Annotated in this window: 11 protein-coding genes; 4 read left to right on the top strand and 7 right to left on the bottom strand. The window is 40.8% G+C overall.

What is annotated here, in order from left to right:
* The first annotated feature begins 10 nt into the window (after positions 1–10).
* Positions 11–1663 carry a RagB/SusD family nutrient uptake outer membrane protein gene (locus AAA970_RS18995; protein WP_338238473.1) on the top strand — a complete coding sequence of 551 codons (1653 nt, stop codon included), beginning with the start codon at positions 11–13 and terminating at the stop codon, positions 1661–1663.
* 1097 nt (positions 1664–2760) lie between these two features.
* Positions 2761–3801, top strand: coding sequence for a TRM11 family SAM-dependent methyltransferase (locus AAA970_RS18990; RefSeq protein WP_338238472.1), 1041 nt, complete (start codon positions 2761–2763; stop codon positions 3799–3801).
* 48 nt (positions 3802–3849) lie between these two features.
* Here the strand turns inward: AAA970_RS18990 and AAA970_RS18985 are convergent, their stop codons facing one another.
* Complete coding sequence (locus AAA970_RS18985; protein ID WP_338238471.1) at positions 3850–5223, bottom strand: hypothetical protein; 1374 nt, start codon at positions 5221–5223, stop codon at positions 3850–3852.
* Positions 5224–5962: 739 nt separating this feature from the next.
* On the opposite strand from AAA970_RS18985, the gene AAA970_RS27840 reads away from it, so the two are divergent.
* Complete coding sequence (locus AAA970_RS27840) at positions 5963–6187, top strand: AAA family ATPase (RefSeq protein ID WP_420916735.1); 225 nt, start codon at positions 5963–5965, stop codon at positions 6185–6187.
* 1088 nt (positions 6188–7275) lie between these two features.
* Here the strand turns inward: AAA970_RS27840 and AAA970_RS18980 are convergent.
* From AAA970_RS18980 to AAA970_RS18960, 5 genes are all read right to left on the bottom strand, one after another.
* Complete coding sequence (locus AAA970_RS18980) at positions 7276–8517, bottom strand: AGE family epimerase/isomerase (protein WP_338238470.1); 1242 nt, start codon at positions 8515–8517, stop codon at positions 7276–7278.
* A 2096-nt stretch (positions 8518–10613) separates the two neighbouring features.
* Positions 10614–12200, bottom strand: a complete 1587-nt coding sequence (locus AAA970_RS18975; RefSeq protein ID WP_338238468.1) for a GAF domain-containing protein — start codon at positions 12198–12200, stop codon at positions 10614–10616.
* Between the two features lie 496 nt (positions 12201–12696).
* On the bottom strand, positions 12697–13254 hold the full coding sequence (locus AAA970_RS18970) for a GDYXXLXY domain-containing protein (RefSeq protein WP_338238467.1): 558 nt from the start codon (positions 13252–13254) through the stop codon (positions 12697–12699).
* Between the two features lies 1 nt (position 13255).
* Positions 13256–14536 carry a DUF2157 domain-containing protein gene (locus AAA970_RS18965; protein WP_338238466.1) on the bottom strand — a complete coding sequence of 427 codons (1281 nt, stop codon included), beginning with the start codon at positions 14534–14536 and terminating at the stop codon, positions 13256–13258.
* A 97-nt stretch (positions 14537–14633) separates the two neighbouring features.
* A complete protein-coding gene (locus tag AAA970_RS18960; RefSeq protein WP_053404476.1) occupies positions 14634–15731 on the bottom strand; it encodes an ISAs1 family transposase in 1098 nt (365 codons plus the stop codon).
* Between the two features lie 241 nt (positions 15732–15972).
* Here AAA970_RS18960 and AAA970_RS18955 point away from each other — a divergent pair, with 241 nt between their 5' ends.
* Positions 15973–16656, top strand: a complete 684-nt coding sequence (locus AAA970_RS18955) for a hypothetical protein (RefSeq protein ID WP_338238465.1) — start codon at positions 15973–15975, stop codon at positions 16654–16656.
* Between the two features lie 304 nt (positions 16657–16960).
* Here the strand turns inward: AAA970_RS18955 and AAA970_RS18950 are convergent, their stop codons facing one another.
* Positions 16961–17479 carry a hypothetical protein gene (locus AAA970_RS18950; protein ID WP_338238464.1) on the bottom strand — a complete coding sequence of 173 codons (519 nt, stop codon included), beginning with the start codon at positions 17477–17479 and terminating at the stop codon, positions 16961–16963.
* Positions 17480–17490: the final 11 nt, after the last annotated feature.

The following is a 17490-nucleotide window of genomic DNA, read 5'->3' as shown; positions in this document are numbered from 1 at the left end:
GAAAATCATCATGAAAAATAAAATTTCTATTGGCTTGATATTGCTCCTGTCACTATGCACCGGAGTGGCTTGTACCAATTTGGATGAGGAGTTGTTCAGCTCTGTTCCGGATACCGAATATTACCGTAATACTGCTGAGGTGAATACCGCATTGAATGCCGTTTACGCCCAACTTCGCGGACTGTATCATCATGAAAACACCTGGGGCTATAATGTAGTATCCTCCGATGAATGTGTCGTTCCCGGCCGGGGTGGAAACTGGGTAGATGGTGGAAAATGGTTGCAAATTAATGCCCACACCTGGGATCAGTATCATCCGCACCTTAGAGGAACCTACAACCGGCCAATGACGGGGATTTCCCGGGCCAACACCCTTATTGAGCGTTCTGCCAGCTTAGAGAGTAGTGCCGAATTAAGCCGCCTGCAGCATGAGGCGAGATTCCTCCGCGCCTTCTTTTACTATGAAATCATGGATATGTTTGGACGGGCGCCTTTGGTGACTACTGCCATAAATCCGGGAAATTTACCCGCTGCCGAACGTTCCGAATTGTATGCTTTTGTGGTGAGTGAGCTGGAAGCCATTAAGGATGCCCTGCCGGCTACGGCTTCCTACGGACGCATTTCTTCCGCAGCAGCTTACGGACTATTAGCCAAATTATATTTGAACGAGGGCGTTTACAATAATGACAATTTCGAGGTCAATGCCCCTTCCGATGAAGCCCTGAATAAGGTGATCGCCTATGCGGATAAAGTGGGGACCATGGGACATTCGGTATATCCGGACTACCTGCAAACCTTCTCCCTGGCAGAGGAAGCTGCTAATACGGATTATCTGCTCGTGGCTACGCATCTGGCTCAGGCCGACTTTGGTAATCATGGCAATTGTTGGTGGATGCACTATGCCGCTGCAGAAATCAACGGACAGGCGGTGAGTGCCACCCACTCTAAATGGAACGGCTTTGCGGTAAATACAGAATTTTATAACAGTTATGCCGAGCATGACAACCGCCGCGCACAACTGGTGACGGAATTTACAGATGTGGATGGCATCCGCTGGCAACACCAGCCGGAGATGGGCGTCTTTGATATTTCCGACTTCCAGGGTGTCCGTGTTTTGAAATATAATATTGATCCGGCACAAGCCGGCATCTCCTGGGGAGGAGATGGAGGAAACGATTTCGCCATCCTGCGCTATGCAGATGTATTGCTGATGAAAGCAGAGGCACAAATCCGTTTGGGGAAAAATACGGAAGGTTTAGCCACCATCAGTGCCTTCAGACAGCAAGGCGGTCGTTTCCCTGCCGGCGATCCTTATCTGAATGCCGAAACGCATCAGACAGATATGGGAGTTTCTGCCCTGGATTTTGTATTGGCCGAACGTGGCTGGGAAATGCTCTGGGAAGGTACCCGCCGACAGGATTTGATTCGACACGGTAAATATCTGGGCAAATGGTCCAATAAAACCGACGCTAACAACACGGCTCCTATTGAAGTAAGCTATGAAAAGTGGAATGAAACTAATGAAGTATATGAAATAGTGACTGAAAATCTTTATGGCCCGAATGCCGGACAGGCCTCCGATGGCAAAAAACGTTTGGTACTGCCATTACCCGCAGCCCAGATTTCAGCCAACCCGAATTTAAGTCAGACCGAAGGTTACTAAGCCGAATTACTCCTGCTTAAACCCTCGTTGATAGCGTGTTTAAGAGCCAAAATTCGCAGCGAAAATTTGATTATTGCAGAAGCGATACCCGATCATTTCGAGAAAATAGCAGCGCTATTAGGGAGAAATTATCCAAAATCGCTTCCAATAATTCAAATTTGCAGCCGGAGGATGTGCTTTTAAACAGGCGTTCAGCTAAATGGCCGGAAAAAAAGATTTTCCCTATTCAGAATTTTTTCCAGGAAGCAACTGAATGAGGAGAAAGTAAGCTCACTCCAATCGGGGCGATTAAAATATCAGCCTCAATCAGAAAGGACTGATAGCGAACCTCTTAATCCTCCTCTGAATGTAGCGGTGAATAATTCGGGCTAAGCCTCCACCTATTGACAGTCCAATTTTTATAATAAATAGCGGTCGGGAGCAACACCCGACATTGGTTGAAATGCCCCGGACTTTTTGTCCGGGGTTATTTTTTTGCTGTTCCCAAAATATGCCTGTGGTACAAAAAATCAATGGAACTTATCCGGCATGCTAATCCGAGTATTTTATACTTAAATCCTCCTTTTGCTGACTGGCGGAAAAAATGAAGGATTTTTTATGATTCGGTTTTTTGCCAAGAAAGCAGAGGAATGAGGAGAAAGCGAGCTTTCCCCAATTTGGGCTATTGAAAATCGGGGGAACACAAATTTTAGAGCTGTTTAAAAGCCAAAATTCGAAGCGAAAATTTGATTATTGCAGAAGCGATACCCGATTATTTTGAGCGAATAGCATCGCTATTGTTGAGAAACTATCCAAAATCGCTTTCAATAATTCGAATTTGAAGCCGGATGGTGCGCTCTTAAACATACTCTAAAACCTTACCAGGGAAGCTCTAAGAACGCCTCAATGAATCTTTCGGTGAATCATTCGGCTTAGCGCAACCCACTATATTCAGCGGAGAATAATTCAGGCTAAGGTCACAAACCGGACCGCCCCCTTTCAAAAGCAAAGAAATTACCGACCACTTTGCCTACAGATTGCTCAAAGGCACTTCCTTTTCCGTTTCAATTCGATATATTGCGCCCGCAAATCGCTGAGGTCGATAATTATCGGGACTGATGGAACTTTATGAGGATGGCATTGGCCTCCACAAAGTCAAACGGGACACATTCTTATTTCAGCCGGCGGATTTTAATCATTTAGAAAGAGGAGAGATAATGCCGGAAGCGCGTTTTATTTATTCATTCAGTTACGACTACCACCACAGGGATCTGTGCAGATTGGAGTGCAGACAAATGTTTCAGCAAGAGGAAGAAGGGAAAGTGCTGTTTTCCGATGTGGAGATTGACCCTTCGATCAGCCCCTTTCTATTGGCACGATTTGAGATCATCACTGAGGCCAAAAGCTACGATAAGTTGTTGCCCCTGATCCGCAAACAACTGTTGCGCACTGAAGGCTTTAAGGTGGATTATCTCTCTCTCGAGGGCGACCCTGCCCGATTTGAGGAAAGAAAGCAGAAAATGAAAGAGGTGGGCTTTTGCATTTTTGCGGCCCCGGACTTTAAAAACCCTTCGATGGTGTATTCCATCTGCACGCATGAAGGCATGTGGTATTTCGGGAAGCTGAAACGACATGATGGCGCCTGGCGCAAGCACAATAACAAACCCTATTCCTTCAGCAATTCCATCTGCATGCACATCGGGAAATCTCTGGTGGGGATCGCATCGGAGGGAGATAAATCCAAAACGCTGTTGGATGCCTGTTGCGGAGCGGGGACTATTTTGCTGGAAGGCTGTATCGGTGGTTTTAATATAGAGGGGAGCGAGATCAATCCCAAGACCTATTACGGCACGAAGAAAAACCTCCTGCACTACCAATATGAACCGAATCTGTATTTGTCGGATGTAGCGCAAGTGGAAAAGGAATATGATGCCATCATCATTGATCTCCCCTATAATCTGTACAGCCGTTCCACCGATGAAATCACTGCCCACATCATTGAAGCGGCTGCGCGTATGTCGCCAAGGGTGATCATTGTCTCCATCGTGGATATCAGCGCGACCATCGAAGCGGCCGGGCTGAACGTGCAGGATTACTGTACGGTAGAGAAAAGAGGGTATTCCAAATTTGCGAGGAGTATTTGGGTGTGTGAGCGGTAATTCGCATAGCCCACACACTCCTGCTAGTTGAAACGGGCTCCGCTGGCATTATTTGACCTCTGTGGCGAGCCTTTTGATCTCCTTATGAATATCCTCAATAGGCATTTCTTTTTGTTCGATCAAAGGAATTTCATCATTGGTGTTGGCTTGAGCGATCCCCAGATAGTGTTTCCATTCCTCTTCCCGATAGGCGAAAATGGTAATATCCATGCCTGCCGGAATATTAAAAAGGACTTCATTGCCAGCATGGCTCCAGGGTACATAAGACATGACTGTATTAAATCCATTAATAATTACATAGACCGTCGAAGTATTATTATCCAAGGGAACCAACACCTGTTTCACCTCTTGATCAAGAAAAAAATCGCAATTAATAAAGCCTAACTGAAGTGTCTCAAAAGTATAGAATTGTTGGCCAAAATTTTGAATATAAAATAAACTATCATTTTTATAATTACTTAAACTATCCAATTGTCCAATAATTTCATCAGGTAGTAGATAGTCTTCCGCCCTTAAATATGCCCTTATTAAACCGGTATAGAATAAAGAATCTTGAAGATATTGGGATTTTTCTAAGCTATATCCATTTAAAAAATTAAATCCCTGATAATTATATTTTCCACTAAATCCATTTTCGAATACAGTATCCACATGTACCTGATAACGTGCTAAATACTCCGGATAATCATTGGAGGACACATGATCATATTGAAGCAAATTTCCAGAAGACGGTCTTTGCTCTCTCATCAGCAAATAATAAAATAAGTTATAATTTATCGAATCCGGATTATTTTCCAATACCTGCGCAAAGTCCTCTTCGTTTTCCGCTGTCAGTAGAATGGTATCTTCACCAATAATAAAGCTAATTTCGGTCTCCGCTACCGAGGGACCATACGCTCGATGCAATATCCCTTTCAAATCTCGGTACACCAGGGTGTCATGATAAACCGGTTCCAATAATTCCCATTTTATTCCACTCAAACTATCCCCTACCCCGGCAAAAAGATGGGCAGTGGGCCGATCCACTACCCTTGGAAACTTAATGTTCATGGGAGCCCCTTCTTTCAGGACTAATTCCTCGTCTCCTGAACGGGCTTGCACCCAAATCATTCCGGAGGATTCTAATAATCTTCCATCAGTGGTTTGGGTAGTTAATCCATTATTGATAAAATCCTCAATGGTATAAAACTCCTTCAATTCTATTTCAATCTCTCCCACTGCTTCGGTGCCTTGTGGTGTTTGGAAAGCATTGGCCTGGAATTGCAACACTGTACCCTTTGCTCCGGTCAATGTCGTATCGACCGCTGAGGAAAAACGAAAAAACTGAGACGCTTCCGTCGTACCGGGGTAAACACTTACTTCTGCCGGCTGATTACAGGCAAATAATAGGGTTAAGCTAAAAAAATAGAGGAGTCGGTTCATCTTTATAATCCATTTAAATTGAAAAGAAACTAACTAAATCATTATAAATCAATATTTATTGAATTAAATTTTTACGAATATTAATTACTGACAATATGCATTATCTGATACCTCCAAAAGCACCCTTACATCAACTCACCATAGACCACTCCGAATTTCGAGGCATTGGGTTAAAATGTGTAAATTGTGGCAGGAGTGAAATGTAGATTAGTAAGTCAGTACTTAGTATTTTTGTACCTGAGGGTATTTTGGGGGTTTTTCGATATTGTCCACCTTAGTATAGAAGATAACCTCATCATCATTCATTTGGATGAAAAGCAACTTTTTTTCAGCCGGTATGCGCAGACTCTGGTGGATCTCATGCTTTAACATTGGCATTATATGCTGAGTGATACCGGCATATTAAGTTGTTGCCCTTTGCCCATGTTATTTATGCTTAAACCATCGTTTAGCTGCAAGGTGGTAAAATTGAAGGAATCATTCCCTATTTCATTTTTCTCAAGCAAGCAGATTAATAAAGAGACAGCAAGAATGCACATATTCAGGCGATTATAAATCACAGAAAACAAATTATTAATAAACTGAAAACAAACCCCTTGCGCTTAATTAATAAATTTAGCGGTGAATAATTGGGGCTAACTTCACTAATAAAAACCAGCGAATTGGGAAGATTCAGTAATCCCACATGATACACAGGACAATTTAGAGGGAATAATTTTTTTAGATGAAGTAAAGAGCTATTCTAAGTAAACATCCTGATTTAAATGAAAAAATTAAATCTGGTTATCGCGTTTTATTTCATGGACCTTGGGGTAGCGAGAAATCCCTGAAGACCACCTTGATCGGCACGACTTTTAACCTGCCTGTTTATCGGGTGGACCTGAGCATGGTGGTTTCCAAATGGGTGGGGGAAACAGGAAAAAACTTGAAGCAACTCTTTGAGATCGGGAAAAACAAAAACTAGATCCTTTTCTTTGATCAGGCAGACTCTATTTTTGGATAGTTTTTTATTCGCGTTTAAATCAACCCATTATGCCGCCATTTTTCAACCCTCAATCACCACTTTCGGGCATATCTTCTCTGAAATTAGGCCGGAGTATACAACTTCACCATCAAAAAAACACCTAAAGGAACTCATCCCCAAAATATAGCAGATGCTTATTCGGTTTTTTATTGGCTCAATTTAGGCAGGCTCGCTTGCTCCTCGCTCATTTTCATTATTGGGCAAAAATCAAAACAGGAGGCGATGTTTAGAATATTCCGCCTTCCAATTAAAGGAAAATAAGTACAGGCACAATTCGGTTTAACTAATCTACCGAAAAGCTTTAACCAAATAAAACGATCAATCTTGAAAGCGATCCTTTCCAGGAGTGGAGCGTCTTTTTTTGAGGAACAAATGGAAACTCATCTACACAATGAGTGACTTTTTACTTTCTTTTCCTTATACAATATATAAGACTTTAATCTAAAACTAATGAATACGGCCTCAACGAATGACAAAAGTCAGATTTAACCTCAAAAACACCATCATTTTGCTCGATTAGAAAAAATTACAGGAAAAAAGCCGCTTTTTTTATGAAAATGATTGTTTGGTAAAAAAAAATTCCCCACTTTTACATTACCGAAAGGGAGATAAGTTACTCACTTAAGGTAAACATTTTTTAGGATGGTAATGAAACCGCGATTTACTGTCACTTTTATTTTTTGATCAGATTAGATTTTTTTAGGACACTGATTGGTTATTTTTTAAAGACGGAATGGTTAAATAAACCACCAATATATGGTAATAAACATTACATTTTAAGCGATCCGATTGGATCGCTTTTTTTTTGTATTTATTTCATAACATAACACCCCACAAAAACCCATCAACGGATTGGTTTTCAGTACTTTAAGCTCAAGTGAACTATAATTAGAGCATCATTATTCCGGCCCATCATTTTCCAACATTGAAAACCATTCCCTAAATAATATAAATAAGGCATCCTCTTGTGACCTTAAAGGTTAAAAGGAAAATGCCTTCCTTCAAATTTAATTTTTTAAAGACTATTTTTAATTCTGCTCCATCAAAAAGCGTATCATTTCCACTGAATGATATATCGACTTCCCTACACTGCCTTTCCACTCCTCTATTACGGGCGCGTTTTCAGCCGTCACATAAAAATATTCTCCTCCACGGCCTGTATCTGCAAAATGGTTGAAAAAGAAGCTTTCCAATAACAGACGCTCTTTCTCGAATTCTTTTCCAGCTAAAGAAAGTGCTAAAATGGCTTCTGCATGTTGCCACCAGGTTTTGCGGTCGTCCAGGACCTCATTAGTTAAAGGATTAACTTTGCTGTAAAAACCATTGGCCAAATTTCCTTCAGGATAAATGGGTTTGGCTAAAGTGGCCTTCAAAATGGCCCGTCCTAATTCCTCATAATGGCCTATCGTCTCCTTCTCCAAAAATGAAAAATATTTGGCCCGAAGAAATAAAGATGCCAGCTGGAAATTATGACCTGGACTTACCGTAAAGCAAAGATTTTCCTCGTCCACCAACAAACATGGATTCCAGGCATCATCGAATTTAAAATTCACCCAATTGGTTTTTGCATTCCACGCACTTTGAGCAGCAATTTCCAGATTTTCCCGAATATAGGGTTCATAGGAGGCAGCATGCGCAACATCCGCCTGCCAAAGATTCCCCATATAGGCGGTCACCGGATACATCAGAGATTGCAAGGTCTTACTTCCTTTCACTCCGCCTTCCCTATCCACAATAGCCCAAAATCCTCCATTTTTTTCATCATGAAAGCGGTTAATAAAACCATCATGCATCACATGAATTTTCTTTAAAAGGGCCGCATCACCGGTTTTGCGATAATATTCCGATAAACCACAAAGGCCATAGGCCTGCTGCCATACATCCCAGGCGATTTGCGGTTCATGAGCGTTATCCTCATCCACCATCGGATAAAAATAACCCTCTTCCATATTTACCAAATGCTTCCATTGAAATTGAACCAGCTCGGAGGCCCTTTCCAGATTTCCCTCATAATAATCCGAAGCCAATGCCAGGCCGTAAATCATCCGGCTATGTGCCACATTGTATACCCGATTTGACATGCTTTTACCCGCTATATCTATTTCAGACAAATAGACTTTTCGTTCCGCATCCCAAGCATGTTCCTCAAAAAAGCCCACCAAATTCTCCAGATAATTGGAGTATACCTTGGATATAGGTTTTGCCTTTTCCCTTTGGCAAGCCAACAAGCTTATTAGCAAAAAGCCGATTACAGAGATTCTTATTTTCATAGGTTGTAATTTTACGAATTACAATATACATCGGGATTTAGGAATGCGCGAAGTATGGGCGCAAATTCATCAAGTTAGAAGAACGGGTTACGACAAGGAGCCCGCCCGATTAGGCCAAATTATTCCCCGCTAGAGAATCAATTCAATGGACTTATATTCAAGTGGTAACAAGTGATTTCTTTGATTTATTATAGCTCAAATTTGGACAAACCTGCTTTCACTTCCAGCGTCTTTGCAACAAAACTCCACACAAGTAACTATTTCTTTTTATTACCCATATTGCAGCTAAATGGAGGTTTATACCTACTTTATTCGACTTAAATTTTAATGAAAAACTGAAAGTTGAAAGCCTTACCTCCAATTTTCGCGATGGTCATTTTGGCTTCCCCTATAAATAATCCCATTAACATATCCCTTTTGGCATAGCCTTTGCAGACACTAAAATAGGTTGATGTTGGGTGAACGGATGCTTGATCAGCCTTGATTAAGCATCCTTCCTTTTTAAAACGTCCCTATTGAATGAGAATAATCATAGTGGTTCATAAGGTTATAGTTTGGTATTAGTATTGAAGTCCGGTTGGTTCCCGGACTTTTTTTTGTGCTATTTTTTTGTTGGAGTGTGAGTTTTTGGCCACAGTTTTTACAAGTTTTTGAATGAGTGTGCGCGCTAGTTTTGCCACGAATGGCGCGAATAATCCCGAATGATTTAAATCAAAGTACTTGATAAAAGAAACCATTAAATATTCAGCAAAGCAAATACACTACAACAATGATGGCCTTGATCAATAGGTGATCAGTCACGGACGCGATTGACGATGGAGAAGCCATCGCAAGCGCCATTCCAAAAGATAAATTTCTATCCCGCATACGCTCCAATGGCGGTCTTGATGGGTTCCGGCAATCGTGAACGGGACCGCCTGCATTGATCACAGCCTTGATTTTTTTGTTTCGTTTTTTATCAAGAAAAAATGAAAAGAGAGAGAAAATTGAATGGCTCGATACAAACTTTTTGAATTTAGGGTGCGACAGGTTTTTATCCCAAATGGTACAAATAATCCGATTGGAAGGGGTTTGAAGTATATTGGAGTGATGAGGTATAAAACCACGAATGAACACCAATTTTCACGAATTACTCTGAAGGGAATAAGCTGATCATGTTATATGATCAACAGGCGAAATTTCGCAATTAAATTTTTGACTCGGTCTATAAATAATTCAATTCCTAAAATCACTTTGGCATAGCCTTTGCAAATTACCAAACATAGGTTGATGTTGGGTGAACGGATGCTTGATCAACCTTGATTAAGCATCCTTCCTTTTTAAAACGTCCCTATTTGAATTTGTATAATCATAGTGGTTCATAAGGTTATAGTTTGGTATTAGTATTGAAGTCCGGTTGGTTCCCGGACTTTTTTTTGTGCTATTTTTTTGTTGGAGTGTGAGTTTTTGGCCACAGTTTTTACAAGTTTTTGAATGAGTGTGCGCGAGGTCTTTGTCCCGAATGATACGAATAATACGATTGGAAGGGCGTTGAAGTATTTTGGAATGAGTTGGGGGGGGAGGAGGAATGAAACCACGAATTGGATGACAAGATTTTAACCGATAAACCTGACGGATCTAATACGGAATTATTGGACTGAGATTTATAATTCGAGGGGATTGAAGGTTTTTTCTAGAGCTTATTTTTAATGAAATACGACTCCAAAAAGCTTTATTGGTCCCCTTGATTGCTTATAAGCCGAAGTATTTTTCAGTCAGATTCAGCGAATCTCCATTAGACACCTTATTTTAAAGCGTGTTTAAAAGCTAAAACTTACAGCCGGATGGTGTGCTCTGAGTTCATGGAGATTGATTATTCTGATTTTCTAATCGCCCAAATTTAGATAGATTTACTTTCTCCTCCTTCACCTGCTTTTTTGGAAAAAACTCGAAATAGGAAAAATCCCTTCATTTTCCAGCCTAGCAGCTAAAGGAGGATTAAAGCAATATAATCCGGGTTAATAGGTAAAATCCTCTGCTCTACAGAATCTAGTGCCGAAGCTTTTCTTTTATTTACTTTTCAGTTTCTCTGAATAAGAATATTCTCACCTGTATTCCTAGCCTTGCTCATCTATCAATATTCCTGAAACGTCTGGCAACTTCTTTCCTGCCTGTTCCAATTCATTTTCAAGGTTCGCAATTCTTCGTCCCATTTCCTCCTGAGTCGCCAATAATTCCTCGGTATTCTGTCTTAACTCTTCTTCCTGTGCCCGCAAAGAATTGGTTAATCGTTGACTTTCCTCCAGCAATTGTTTTCTATCCAGACTATTCTTTTCATTGAAAATTGTTGCGGCCAGCGACTCCCCCACTCTGGAAATAAAGGCCTGATGTTCCTGACCGATATCCTTGAAAGAGGCCAGCTCAAGAACCCCAATCACCTGCTCATTGAAAATCAATGGTGCTACATACACATTTGTGGGTTTCGCTCCCCCCAATCCACTGGTAATTTGTACAAAATCTGAAGGCACATCCGTCAAATAAATCGCCTCCTGATCCAAATAGCATTGCCCCACAATTCCATGACCCGGAAACACTTCCCCCTCCAAAAATTTCTTCCGATCAAAAGCAAAAGTAGACCATCGCTTTAATACTGGTCCATTTTCTTGTTCCAATCCATACAAGGTACCCTGACTCGCCTCAAGGAAAAAACATAAATGCGATAAAAACTGATCCGTCAGCTGCTGTAGATCCCCCTCCTGTTTTCGAAGTAAAACCTCAAATTGCGCAATGCCTTCAACATGCCATTTACGCTGCAGCTCCTCTGCTTCCACTTTCTTAAGGCTATCTCGCATACCCACCAGTGCCTGGCCTAACTCCCCCTGATCTCCAAAAACTTGTATAGGCGCACTAAAATTTCTCTTTCCTACCTCGATAGCAAAAGCCTTTACCGCTGACAAATTAACAATCAAATCATTGAATGTCATCAATATGGGATTGAGCTCATGAGACGCTTTTTTAAATGCCTGAGGAAGATCACCACGGGTTAATATTTGTATATGATTTTGAATACTATTTATTAACCTCATTATCCCTTTATGCAGGACAAAGAGTACTAAGAAAATCGATAAAAAGAAGGCTAAAAGAATAACCCCAAAACGAATACGAAATCCCTCAAAATCTCTAAAGAGACCTTCTCTTTTGGCGCCATACAACTTCCAATTCAAATCCCCCATCCGATTAATATGAAAGGCCATCTGGTTAATTTGAGGGGTGACATCTAATAATATTTGTTCCACATTAGGCTTCTCGTATTGCGCCTCCATCTTACTGACTAATGTTGCATAGGACCTTTCCAAACCCTCCACTTCTTCCTTAAATTCCGGAGCCAATCCTTCCCCTAATTTTTGCTTCAATAACTGCACCTGAGCCCCCGTTGAGTTCATGCGCTCCCTTACTATTTTCACCTTTGCCTCATCATGTACCAATGCATGAAAGCCCATCAGTGATATGATTTCCAACCCATCGGACTTAATCACCTGACAAGAATAACTAACCGGTTCGCCATAGCTTCTATATTCACTATTAGCCTCTAGGGTTTTGGATAAAAAGGTAATCACATACCACATCATCACGACCGCCAAAACAAACACCAAACCATTCACCAGTCGAAAGGCACTCTGCAAACTGTTCACTCCAAAAAACATAAACACGATTTAAATTAAAAAAGTGTAAGGAATTTAAGCGTATGTGGGTTTTTGCAATAAATACTTGACTGAACATTAACTAGACAATGACTTCAATACACAATAAAACGCTTATTATCAACCAGAATTGAAGCAAAAAGCATCCTTCTAACAAAACTAATAACGTACTCAAAAACACATATTCATAACAAAGGAATAAATGCTAAGGTCTAATTGTGGCCATAATCATTAAACAGATGCCGTTTTAAAAAGCCTGAAAATCGGCAAATCTATTTTCCTATAATTAGAGATTACAATGGGACTGGTACTTTAGAATACGTGGATGAAAAGACCAAAATTCATCATAAAACTTGATTATTGCCACAACGAAACCTGCCTATTTTTCTATAACAGCATCACTATATATGGAAAAATTACCCGAAATCGTGGCCAATAATTCATTTTTACAGTCGGATGGTGTTCTTTCTAACGCGCCCTAAAACATCACAATCATGCTTTACTCTACCTGCACATGCTCTAAAATTGAAGTGCCATTAACCTGAAGATCCTTCAATTGACCTTCCCCCCCTTTCACCGCCACTAAAGCATAAGTCACTGAATTTGGGTCGCGTTGATGCTTTCGGTATAAATCTTCGACCGCCTTGGCTTTTGATTCTTCCACATAAAACCGTTTAAAAGGAAGCGCTACAATGGCTTTGGGATCCTCACCTGCTTTAATATTATCAATTTTCACCTTCATATAATCTATGGAAGAAGCAGGTTGCGTTTTTTGTAGCGCAACGAATCGCGCATACCCCTCAGTATCCAGTTGAATAATGCCATAAGCCTCACTAATGGTTTGCCAGGCATCCGCCTCATCAATAGGAACAGTTGTAGCCTCGTAGTTTAGGGTAACATATTTCCCTCGAAACGGATCTTTCGGATCTACGGGCATGGTCCTGAATTTATATTCGTTGCCGGTAGCCAGAATATGCTCACTTTGCCAAACAGCCTTAAGCGGGAAATACCATTGAAGCAAGACCATGATGATAAATGCCGGAACTATTATTTTCATCTTATTCATGTGCTTTCTTCCTATTTAACATCCAAAAATTGACTAGGAAAAATCCCAGCCCAACAAATACAAAAAATATTCCTTTGGCTACAAAGCTGAACTGTCCATCAAAAAAGCGACAACCGATAAGCCCCATTGCTAATAATAGTCCGAAATTCATTTTCCTAAGGCTGAATTTTTGGGCTCCTTCCCAAAGGAAAACCACCCCTAAAAGCATGATATAAAGACTCATAAAAATCGGCCCAATCATATAGTAAGCATTAATAATAAAAAGAAAAATAAAAACTAAAAAGGCGGAATCAAGGAGTAGTCTTGCTAATGATTCCCCGCGCTTTTTTTGATAATATAATAAAACTGTAGCCGAAGCAGTCCAAATAAAAGCAAGCAGAAATTCCGATGAGCTCATCAAAGTCGCTGCTTCAAAAGGCGTTTTTATTAAATCCTCCCAAAACCATTCAAAGCTGTACATCAACAGCATGAAAAACATCCCCGCTAATCCTGTCAAGCCGAAGCCATTTCGATAGGAAGATTTAAAGGTCATCCACGGCGCGCTGCCAAATAGCATAAAGGCACTGAACATGCTGAAGTAGGCGATATTCATCAGGACTCCAAAATTTTCAACAAGCGTTCCCAAACAAAGCGCAATGGAAAGGGGAATCAACCAATCATGAAAAGTCCTGAAATTCCCAACTTTGCGGCGAATAAGATGAATATAATGTGGCAGGCCAGCCGCCAATAAAGCCCAATAATAGGGGTAAAGGCCGGAAGTCTGAGTCCAATACCCGCTATAGCAAGCCATAGCGGTAATCCCCAGAAGATACAGCAGGGAACAAACCGAGGAATTCATCAGGTAAATCAAGGGGAATCCCAGGAGCATCCATAACAACAAATAAGCATCCAATTCCCCGGGAAGATGATAAATCTGACTGACCAGTGCTAGTACCGACCCAATGGCGAAAAAAGTGAAAGTCGCAGCGCCCTCCCGCAATACTGGTTTATCCTTCCATAGGAATAGGCTAAGTCCGCAGGCGGTCTGGCCCAAAAGCAAAGGCATAAAAGACAGACTCAGTTTAGTTGTTTTAGAAAGGTCATCCCAATTATGGGCAAAGATCAAAATGATGCCCAAACCTATGAGAATGGCGCCCAAAATTCCAAAAACCATCAAAAGTCGGTTTCCCGGTGCCTTTCCTTCTGTTTGAAAGTATTGCCGGATATTTTCTGCCGTCGCCTGATCGATAATCCCGGCGGTTTGCAAAGCTTCCAGTTCCTTCTGTATACTCATATAAAAATTTAAATCTAAAAAATAAAGCCCTAATATGTAAAGTTAGCATTCTCCACACCAATCACAACACTTCCAATTACTGTATAGGGCAAACGCATCAGGAGATGATGGATATAAGGTAGTTATGATCCATTGAAGCCTTGTATCTCCTCTTTTTCTTACTGAGTTTATCATCCATTCTAGAAATTCTCTGCAGTGCGATTTTTCGGAGGATATTTAAGTTTTCAGCGGAATGATCCTTTCTGGCTCTACAAGCATCCTCATTAAATGTCACATCCAAATGCCAGTGCAGTTGATTCTCTATGCTCCAATGTCCTCTTGCCAATAAATTGTAGTATTTTGGATCTGAAATTTCTTCAGAACTCATGTAGAATCTAACCTGCTTACTTTCCTTCCCTTTAACATTTCGATTACTCTCAATCTTAACAATAGTTTTTAGCCCTTCCCAACCAGTTAATTGCTCCTCTTCCGGCAAAGATGCCATTGAAATTATAGTGCATTTACGTTCTTCTTTTCTTCCATGCCCTTCTTCAATCATTAAGTCAAATTTGCTAGGATTGTGGAAGCGGAATGCATCTTCAACAATCTGATAACTGTTCCTCTGGTTTTTTTTAAGCGAAAGAAAGTATTGAGCATCACAATCTTGTGTTATTTTTTGAGCAATCTCCCTTTGACACCCTATCGCATCAATACTCACCGTAGCGCCGGCCAATTCTATGCTATCAAGTAATTCAGGAATGGCTGTAATTTCGTTGCTTTTATTTTTAACCTTTTGTTGGCCTATGCAAATATTATTTTCACCAACCCAAGCACTTAATATGTATAAACCTTTATTCCCTTTTTGATTTGGAGAAACTCCCCTTAATTTTTTCCCATCTAAAATCACCTGCTTTTCATTTACAACGTCCAGTAATTGTTGCCCATCTTCTTTGAGACTATTCAGCAATGAGTCTGGTCGTAATCTTTGTAGAACTCGATTAAAGGTATCATGAGAGGGGATACCATTCGATAAATCAAGGCACTCGGCTAGCCATTCATAATTTTGCTCTCCGAAAATTACCATATCTTCAAAATCTTCGCCATTACAAATCATTGTTGCTAAGGCGATAAAAAGGATATTTTCTAATGGATGAAGACATCTCCACTCTTGGCGAGGGTCTTCTACTCCTGAAAAAATAGTCGTGGGTGTATTCATAGGGCAAAAATAAACCAATTTCTCAATAGTTTTTAACTTGATGCGTTTGCCCTAATTACTGTATGGAAGCCTATTCATTAGGGAAAAGTCATCCGAAAATCTCGTTAAGTTTTTTCATACGTGCTAAAAACCGCTTGCTCCGATTCCAAATTCAATCTTTGGGAATCGATTTCAGCTAATTTCAGGCAAACAATTCGGGCAATTATTCCCCGATAATTCCCTAATTTCGTTCCATAGGAAAATGGAAAGAACAGGCAAGATCATCAAAATATTCCCCGAAAAGCGCTATGGCTTTATTGAGGATCAGAAAGAAAATATCATTTGGTTTCACTTCAATGAGTTGATGGATCTTAACCATGAGGAAAAAGGTCTGGTGGTCTTTCGGCTGAGTCATGATGCTGAAAAACCGCAAAAAGACCGGGCTTATAAAATCCGGAAAATCCGCTATACCGCCGATGGAGAGCCTGTCGCCGACCGGGCCTATGGCAGTCATTTGCATCAGGGGGTGGAAGATGTCTTAAGTTTTGCCCTGCAAAAAATAAAGGGAGAAGGACGTTATTTATTGGAAGAGGAAATCAAATTCCCCCACCCGGTGGGTTATCAGGAATGTGTTCCGACCACCGAGGAAGATGATATTTTCTATGCCCGCCGTCTGAACAGAAATGGTCACAGCCGCTTTGTACGCAACCGGAAAAAGATAGAAACCGATACTTTGGTGGTGATTTTGAGGCGTAAAAAATTATACTGGGAAATCATTACCGCTTTTTTCGGTCATTTGGCTGAGGTAGAACCCTTTGATAAAAAGGCGGGTCAGGCCTCCTGGGATTTCTGGACCACCCATGCCCTAATAGAAGGATCTGACCCTATTGAGGAAGAAAGTATCGTGAAAGATTGCCCTTGGGAGAAAAAAGCTGGTTGGAAGTAATAGTTGCTTAGCAATGGCCTGAATTATTCATGCCTAAAAGCATATTTAAAACCGCACTATCCAACTGCAAATTCGAATTATTGGAAGCAATTTTGGATAAATTCTCAACAATAGTGCTGCTATTCTCTCAAAATAATCGGGTATCACTTCTACAATAATCAAATATTCCTTACGAATTTTAGCTTTTAAACCCGCTCTAAACCCTCGTTTAGCTTTAAGGCGGGAAAAATGAAAAAATTTTTCTCCCGCATTTTTTGCTGAGGAGGAAGAGGAGGAAGGCAAATCCCTTCTTTTTACACTTGTTTTAAAGTGGGTAAACTTCCCTTCTTTTCTCTTTTTTGCGCTCATTCACGACCTCCACCACAATAGCAGACAATCCTGCTTGCCGATAGGAGTTTACATTCAGCATAAAAGGTACGGTGCTCTTAGGTTGGTGCATGCACTGAAATCGACCTATCAGACGCTGATTGGAAGCATCAAATACCCGAATACTGAACTGACTTTTCTTTTTTATTTTCCCGAGGTCAATCGGGATAATCGCCATTTGTGGCCGGGCCTTTTGAATAAAATCAAAGCTCCCAATCCGAACGAATTCCCCGTTTTCCAGCCCTGCAATGACGGTGAAGGTATTCTTTTTATAGCCCTCCAAAGGCAGACTTACTTCATAATTTCGCTGAACTTGCCCAAAAGCATTGGTGACAGCCGGTATATGCCTTAGCCAGGTATTTTTAAACTCATCTCTTATCCTACAATACTCCGTAGAGTTTTGAGCTATTGTAAAAAAAATGGTGACCTGTATATTTGTATCGCCAAACACCAACATACTAAGTCACC

The sequence above is a fragment of the Persicobacter diffluens genome, assembly GCF_036244895.1.
GTDB lineage: Bacteria > Bacteroidota > Bacteroidia > Cytophagales > Cyclobacteriaceae > Persicobacter > Persicobacter diffluens.
The sequence above is the reverse complement of the archived record's forward strand: the minus strand, read 5'-3'. Positions and strand labels throughout refer to the sequence as shown.

Coding starts and splice junctions, on each gene's coding strand:
- AAA970_RS18995 (WP_338238473.1), top strand. CDS start 11: ATGAAAAATAAAATTTCTATTGGCTTGATATTGCTCCTGTCACTATGC.
- AAA970_RS18990 (WP_338238472.1), top strand. CDS start 2,761: ATGGAACTTTATGAGGATGGCATTGGCCTCCACAAAGTCAAACGGGAC.
- AAA970_RS18985 (WP_338238471.1), bottom strand. CDS start 5,223: ATGAACCGACTCCTCTATTTTTTTAGCTTAACCCTATTATTTGCCTGT.
- AAA970_RS18980 (WP_338238470.1), bottom strand. CDS start 8,517: ATGAAAATAAGAATCTCTGTAATCGGCTTTTTGCTAATAAGCTTGTTG.
- AAA970_RS18975 (WP_338238468.1), bottom strand. CDS start 12,200: ATGTTTTTTGGAGTGAACAGTTTGCAGAGTGCCTTTCGACTGGTGAAT.
- AAA970_RS18970 (WP_338238467.1), bottom strand. CDS start 13,254: ATGAAAATAATAGTTCCGGCATTTATCATCATGGTCTTGCTTCAATGG.
- AAA970_RS18965 (WP_338238466.1), bottom strand. CDS start 14,536: ATGAGTATACAGAAGGAACTGGAAGCTTTGCAAACCGCCGGGATTATC.
- AAA970_RS18960 (WP_053404476.1), bottom strand. CDS start 15,731: ATGAATACACCCACGACTATTTTTTCAGGAGTAGAAGACCCTCGCCAA.
- AAA970_RS18955 (WP_338238465.1), top strand. CDS start 15,973: ATGGAAAGAACAGGCAAGATCATCAAAATATTCCCCGAAAAGCGCTAT.
- AAA970_RS18950 (WP_338238464.1), bottom strand. CDS start 17,479: ATGTTGGTGTTTGGCGATACAAATATACAGGTCACCATTTTTTTTACA.